A 1,112-nucleotide genomic window follows, 5' to 3' on the forward strand; every position below is an offset into this window, starting at 1 on the left:
TTTATCGTTAGCGTATTTAGGCTATCCACGCCGCCGCAGATCACCGCGTCGCAGACGCCAGACTCCAGCAGCCTTTTTGCCGTTATGATCGCTTTTACACCCGACGTACAGGCGGTCGAGACGGAAAACGCAACTGAGCTGAGCCCGTAAAAATCAGCGATAAATTCGGACGGGTTGGCTAGAGAGTTGCGATTTATGCCGAATTTGGAGGCGTTAAAAAAACCGGTCGCGGCAAAATCCTTAAACGTTTCGTAGTTTTCCTCCACGCCGCTAGTAGTCGTACCCACGACTACGCCGACGCGATTTTTGCCATATTTTTTGATGGCCTCTCGCACGTCTTTATCTATTTGTAAAAGCGCGCTTAAAACTAGAGCGTTCGTCCGCGTTTGTAGGTGTTTTGGAGTGTTTTGGCTAAATTTAGCCAGCTGTGTGCCGACTTTGCCCAGGATAAAGCTTTTATCTGCCCTAAAGCCTTCGCAAACGCTCAAAAATCTCTTTTCGCCGCATAAATTTGCAAAATTTTCCTCTGCATCAGCTCCGGCTGCGCTGATGATGGCTGGCTTGCTAACGTATATCAAGAGCTCTTACCTTAAAATTTTCGTTATTTACTGCTATGACGGCCTCTTTTTGATTTGATTTTATGGCACCCAGAATCTTTACAAAAAGCTCGTTGTAGGCGCTATTTGGCGGTAAAAAGCCGATAGCTTCAAATTCGCCGTTTGGTCTCAAAACTCGCCTAGCTAACGGGGTTCCCATAGAGTTTATCATCGTAAAATAATAGTCCTCTTTTTCGTGCGAAATATAGAGCAAATTTGAGCCGCTTTGGGGAAATCACTTCAAACTCGCGTTTATCAAAATTTACGATCTGCGGAACATCAAATTTAGCCTTTGCCGCACATCCGCTAAGCACAAACGCTACCATAAAAACAGATATAAAACTTAAAACTTTTTTAAAACTCACCTTTTGGTCGCCTTATTAAATTTCACTTGTTTTAGAATAATGTGCAGATTATATCTTTTTAACCTTTAAAAACAATGCTTGACGCAAAATTTGGCGCACAAGATATGTTTTTAACAAAATTTGCTGATTTTTTGTTTATAAATTTACCTGG

The 1,112-nt window shown here is 42.3% G+C and carries 3 protein-coding genes; all 3 read right to left on the reverse strand.

Going from position 1 to position 1,112, the window contains the following annotated elements:
* On the reverse strand, window positions 1-578 hold a 578-nt coding region (locus tag Q0338_RS00340), incomplete at its 3' end, for a beta-ketoacyl synthase N-terminal-like domain-containing protein (RefSeq protein ID WP_298085037.1).
* Window positions 565-729, reverse strand: coding sequence for a hypothetical protein (locus Q0338_RS00345; protein WP_298085038.1), 165 nt, complete (start codon window positions 727-729; stop codon window positions 565-567). The genes Q0338_RS00340 and Q0338_RS00345, both read right to left, overlap by 14 nt.
* Window positions 730-736: 7 nt before the next feature.
* A complete protein-coding gene (locus Q0338_RS00350) occupies window positions 737-961 on the reverse strand; it encodes a hypothetical protein (protein ID WP_298085039.1) in 225 nt (74 codons plus the stop codon).
* Between the last annotated feature and the right edge of the window lie 151 nt (window positions 962-1,112).

Source organism: uncultured Campylobacter sp. (assembly GCF_938018145.1).
In the GTDB taxonomy this organism is placed as follows: domain Bacteria; phylum Campylobacterota; class Campylobacteria; order Campylobacterales; family Campylobacteraceae; genus Campylobacter_A.